We start from the raw sequence: 5,524 nt of genomic DNA, 5'->3' as shown, positions 1-5,524 counted from the left end.
GAATAGTGCTGCATATTTTCCATTATTGGCACGTCTGCGTGATTCAGACAGTCTGAATAGCGGTATAATCTCCTACGGCATGAGTGAAAATTTGCGGCGTACACCGCTCTACGAAACCCATTTGCGCAGCGGAGCGCGTCTGGTCCCGTTTGCAGGCTGGGAGATGCCTGTTCAATATACTGGGGTTATGGCAGAAGTCAAAGCAGTGCGGGAAGCCGTCGGGCTTTTCGATGTCAGCCACATGGGCCGGGCGTTTCTGGAAGGCGAACAAGCCGGGGCATTTCTCGACTTTCTCACCGTCAACGATGTCAGCAAGCTCACGGATGGTCAAGGGCAGTACAGCCTGATGTGCTACGAAAACGGTGGCGTGGTGGACGATATTATCGTCTACCGAGTCACGGAGACGCGCTACACCATTATCTTCAACGCGGGCAATCGTGATAAAGACCTCGCTTGGATGCGTGAGAAGCTCGTGGGCTACGCTGCAACTCTTACCGATGTCTCGGACGAGACCGCGCTGATTGCCGTACAAGGCCCTAAAGCCATTGCACTCTTGGGAGCAGCCATCGCTGCCCTACCCCGCTTTGGAATTGGTGAGACAGCGTTTGCCGGACTCTCTGTGACGGCCTGCCGCACGGGCTACACGGGCGAGGATGGCGCGGAGCTGATCTGCCCTGCCGACCAATCCGCCGCGCTTTGGGAGGCGCTGATCGGCGCAGGAGCCATGGCTTGTGGCCTCGGTGCGCGTGATGCTTTGCGGCTTGAGGCGGCGCTTCCGCTCTACGGCCACGAGATGGACGAGACGGTCAATCCCTACGAGGCGCGTCTCGGCTGGGTCGTGAAGCTCGATAAAGCTGCGAACTTTATCGGCAAAGCGGCGTTACAAGCGGTGAAGGTCGCAGGGCCGAAATCTAAGTGTGTGGGGATCACGCTCGAAGGCAAGGGAATCCCACGCGAGGGCTACCTCCTCTTTGCTCCCCCGTCGGACGGGGGCCGGGGGGTTGGTCACATTACTAGCGGCACGTTCTCCCCCACCGTGGGTCGCGGCGTCGCCATGGCCCGGATCGAGAGCGCCTATGCGAAGACCGGTACGGCCCTAGAGGTCGAGATTCGCGGTGCACGCCATGCCGCCACGGTGGCTCCGCTGCCGTTTTACAAGAATGTCTGATACGCAATTTTAGGAGAAAATTATGTCTAACGTACCAAGCGAGCTGAAGTATTCGAAGTCCCACGAGTGGGTTAAAGTTGAGGGCGATATCGCCACCATCGGAATCACCGATCATGCCCAGGAAGAGCTAGGCGATATTGTCTACGTCGAGCTGCCGGAAGTGGGGCGTGTGCTGGCCTACGACGATGTCTTTGGCAACGTCGAGTCCGTCAAGGCCGTCTCTGAGCTGTACTCGCCGCTGGCGGGCGAGGTGGTGGAGGTAAACGAGACCCTGGTAGACGATCCCGCAAACAACGGGGCACTGATCAACTCGATGCCCTACGAAGACGGCTGGATGCTAAAAATCCGCGTCTCCGATCCCGATGCCTTGGCCGAGCTACTGGACGCCGAGGGCTACAAGAGCGAGATCGGGGAGTAGCCAAGCGTGTCCTATATTCCCAATACCGATGCGGATCGTGCCAAGATGCTGGCCGCCGTGGGCGCGACCTCCATCCGTGCGCTCTTCGACCACCTGCCACAAGAAGTGCGTGATGCCGCCGATTTCTCTGCACTTCCCGATGCCCTCGATGACATTAGCCTCAGGCGGCAGCTCTTAGAGCTCTCGGGCAAGTCTGTGACGATGGACTCGCACCCGTGTTTCTTAGGCGCAGGCATCTACGATCACTTCATTCCCCCGACCGTGGGATTTGTGACCGGTAGGACAGAGTTCTATACTGCCTACACGCCCTACCAGCCTGAAGTGTCGCAGGGAGTGCTCCAGAGCATCTACGAGTTCCAGAGCCTGATGTGCCAGCTCACGGGTATGGATGTGAGCAATGCCTCCATGTACGACGGTGCCACGGCGCTTGCGGAAGCGGTGATCATGGCGTGCGATCTGCAGAAGCGCCGCAAGGTGGTGCTTCCTTCCTCACTCCATCCCGCACTTCGCCAGGTCATTGAGACCTATCTCGACCCGCTTGGGATTGCGATCACAACACTCGATCACGATCCGGTGACAGGCCAGCTTCCCGTCCTCTCGGCAAGCGACGCCGCGTGCGTTGTCGTGCAGTCCCCCAACTTCTTCGGGGTGGTCGAGGATCTGCGAGCCCATGCCGATGCGGCGCACTCAAATGGTGCACTTCTTGTCGCCTCCGTAGACCCGATCTCTTTGGGCATCCTGGAGACGCCCGGCGCATGTGGCGTGGATATTCTCGTCGCAGAGGGCCAGGCGTTGGGGCTCTACCCCGCATTTGGGGGACCACTGCTGGGCATTTTCTGCTGCAAAAAAGAGTTCATCCGGCGCATTCCAGGTCGCATTGTGGGCGTCACAAAAGACACAGATGGGGCGAAAGGCTACGTGATGACGCTCCGCACCCGTGAGCAAGACATCCGCCGCGACACCGCCACGAGCAACATCTGCACCAACCAGGCGCTCTTTGCCCTCGCGGCCACCGTCTATCTGGCGAGCTTTGGTAAAACGGGCATGATCGAAGTGGCAGGCCTCTGCTTGCAAAAAGCCCACTACGCCGCCGAGCAGCTCGCGAGCCTTCCAGGCTACTCGCTTGTCTACAGCGGCCCGTTCTTTAAGGAGTTCCTGATTCAGTGTCCCAGCGACCCTGTTGCGCTCAATAAAAAACTCCTCGCCGCTGGGATTCTGGGAGGACTGCCACTTCCCGGAAACCAGATGCTGGTCTGTGTCACCGAGCAGCGCACCAAGTCCGAGATAGATCAGCTCGTCGAATGCCTTCGCTAAAGCTGGAAGACCATGCGTTTCGTCTGCTCGAAAACGAGCAGACGGCGCTGGCGTTTTTGAACCGTACGGCGCACTCCTGGGTGTGGGAGCTTGACTTGCCTGGCGGGGAGATTCTCTTCCGAGAACCAGGCACGGGCAGGATTCTGTTCTCATCGCCGGTGAAGCTCATCGGCACCTACGACCAGCAGTTAGGTACGTTTCTGTTTGGCTGGTCGGATCCCGCGATACCGGAAGACTGGAAGTGTGTCGCGAGCTTGGCAAAAATGCGAGTCATGGCGCGCGGCGCAGGCTTGGAGATCTTCGACTCGCCTGAGCCCATCACGCTGAGCACTCCCACTCAGGCACAGGGCTGGGCACTGGCAAGCGCGGGCTACCTTGAAGCATTTTCCGTTTTTGAGGCACGTCAGGGAGGCAAGACGCAGCTCCTCGCTGTGGAGTACTTCCCCGACTCAGGGCTAGTACAGCGCGATATCCACATCGCGCTAAATATCATTGAGGAAGGCAAGCTACGGTTCTCCCTCAACCATCGGCAAGCTGTGGAAGCCTACCTAGGTTCACCCTCGACGGCAGGTGGATCGAACCTGGCAGACGAGACCCTCTACTGGCGCTTTGGAGACAGCCTGCTGCGAATTCAGTTCGCCCATCACGGCCAGATCATCAGCATGAACACCGAGATACCCCAACCTGCTGAGGAGCTTGTTGAGCTCCCTCAAGAAGCAGAGAGCAAGCCCCGCTTTTTAGGCCGACTTTTTGGAAAGCGGCGATAAAATACCATCATGAAAGCTACCACTGCGGTTCTCTACGACCAGGAAAACAATGGCTCACAGCCCATCGCTTTCGAGATGCCCCGCATCTCCTATCGTGAGTTCGTCCGGCTCTGTGAGCGTCATCCTGACCTGCGTGTGGAACGCACTCCCGAGGGAAAACTGATCTTCATGCCCCCCGCCGAAGCCGAAGGCGATAGCCGAAACACTGCCATCACCACTCTTCTCACGATCTGGAGCTGGAATCTCCCCGAACCCGGAAAAACATTTGGCCCCAGCGCAGGCTTCACGCTCCCCAACGGCGCGACTCGCTCGCCCGATGCAGCCTGGATCAGTGCGGCACGCTGGGATGCACTCACTGCCACCGAGCGGCGCGGCTTCGCGCATATCTGCCCAGACTTCGTGGTCGAGCTACTCTCCCCCAGCGACAGCCTGACAGAAACTCAGGCGAAACTTACGGAGTATCTTGCCAACGGCGCACGCCTTGGGCTGCTCATAGACCGCAAGCGCAAGATTGTCGAAGTCTACCGTCCTGGCCAGACCACGCAAACTCTGAACCATCCCACACAAGTCTCCTGCGAGCCTGAGCTTCCCGGCTTTACTCTCTCCCTGGAGCGCGTTTTTTAGGACATCAAATTTATGGAACAAACAATTTTTGAACTCTCTCGACCGGGCCGTGTGGGCGTGCGAATGCCTGCCTGTGATGTGCCCGTGAAGCCTTTGGGCGACTTACTGCCCGGTGTTGCGCTGCGCTCTGAGCTTCCTCTGCCCGAGCTCTCCGAACCCGAAGTGGTGCGGCATTTTGTGCGCATCTCCAATTTAAACTACTGCGTGGACAAGGGTTTTTATCCTCTGGGCTCCTGCACCATGAAATATAATCCTAAGATCAACGATGTCGCGGTGAACATGCCCGGCTTCGCGCGCGTGCATCCCTACCAGCCCGAAGAGACGGCACAGGGGGCCATTGAAGTGCTCTACGAGATGCAGAACATGCTCTCCACGATCCTCGGAATGGATGCTGTGAGCTTGCAGCCGGCTGCGGGAGCACATGGGGAGCTGCTGGGCCTGATGCTGATCCGTGCCTATCATGTGCATCGTGGTGATGGCGAGATCCGCAAGATGGTGCTGGTTCCGACCGCGGCACACGGCACCAACCCGGCCTCGGCAGCGCGCTGTGGCTACAAGGTGGTGGATGTCAAGACCAACGAGCGCGGCCTGACGGACATTGATCATCTTAAAGAGCAGCTCGCCAAGAACGAGGGACATATCGCGGGCTTTATGCTCACCAACCCCAATACCGTGGGGCTGTTTGAGGAAGAGATCCTGGAGATCTCACGGCTGGTGCATGAGGCGGGTGGCCTGATGTACTGTGATGGTGCCAATATGAACGCGCTGGTCGGAACCGTGCGCCCCGGTGACATGGGCTTTGATGTGATGCATGTCAACCTACACAAGACTTTCTCCGTTCCCCACGGCGGCGGTGGCCCTGGCTCTGGCCCGGTCGGTGTCAAGGCGATCCTGGAGCCGTTTTTGCCCGTCCCCATGGCCGTCAAGCACGCGGATGGTAGCTTCGGGTTGGACTCCGATAGGCCGCTCTCGATTGGGAAAGTCGGACCCTATGCAGGAGCGTATCTCGCCGTGGTTCGTGGCTACGCCTACCTAATGCACTATGGGCGCGAGAAGCTCCCGCAGATCAGCGAGAATAGTGTGCTCAACGCGAGCTACTTAAAGGCCAAGCTCAGCAAGACCTTTGCGGTCGCCTACGACCGGCCTTGTATGCACGAGGCGGTTTTCTCGCTGGAGCGCTTGAAGAAAGACTACAACGTGAAAGCGCTGGATGTCTGCAAGCGGATTATTGAC

The 5,524-nt window shown here is 58.6% G+C and carries 6 protein-coding genes; all 6 read left to right on the top strand.

From position 1 onward, the window contains the following. The first annotated feature begins 79 nt into the window (after positions 1 to 79). The gene (gene gcvT / locus AC1XOS_RS19160; protein ID WP_481963822.1) at positions 80 to 1,168 is read left to right on the top strand and encodes a glycine cleavage system aminomethyltransferase GcvT; all 1,089 of its coding nucleotides are present in this window, start codon (positions 80 to 82) and stop codon (positions 1,166 to 1,168) included. Between the two features lie 22 nt (positions 1,169 to 1,190). After that, entirely contained in the window at positions 1,191 to 1,586 is a 396-nt protein-coding gene (gene gcvH / locus AC1XOS_RS19155; protein WP_481963821.1) for a glycine cleavage system protein GcvH, read from the top strand. A 6-nt stretch (positions 1,587 to 1,592) separates the two neighbouring features. Beyond that, positions 1,593 to 2,900 (top strand): aminomethyl-transferring glycine dehydrogenase subunit GcvPA, encoded by a 1,308-nt coding sequence (gene gcvPA, locus AC1XOS_RS19150; protein ID WP_481963820.1) that lies wholly within the window; start codon positions 1,593 to 1,595, stop codon positions 2,898 to 2,900. After that, positions 2,888 to 3,667: a DUF6882 domain-containing protein gene (locus tag AC1XOS_RS19145; RefSeq protein WP_481963819.1), complete on the top strand. Its 780-nt coding sequence runs from the start codon at positions 2,888 to 2,890 to the stop codon at positions 3,665 to 3,667. Before gcvPA ends, AC1XOS_RS19145 begins: the two co-directional genes overlap by 13 nt. A gap of 9 nt (positions 3,668 to 3,676) precedes the next feature. After that, on the top strand, positions 3,677 to 4,291 hold the full coding sequence (locus AC1XOS_RS19140) for a Uma2 family endonuclease (RefSeq protein WP_481963818.1): 615 nt from the start codon (positions 3,677 to 3,679) through the stop codon (positions 4,289 to 4,291). Between the two features lie 12 nt (positions 4,292 to 4,303). Beyond that, on the top strand, positions 4,304 to 5,524 hold a 1,221-nt coding region (gcvPB, locus tag AC1XOS_RS19135), incomplete at its 3' end, for an aminomethyl-transferring glycine dehydrogenase subunit GcvPB (protein WP_481963817.1).

It is taken from the genome of Armatimonas sp. (assembly GCF_964826245.1).
Note: the sequence above shows the minus strand (reverse complement) of the source record. Positions and strands in the feature narration are given on the sequence as shown.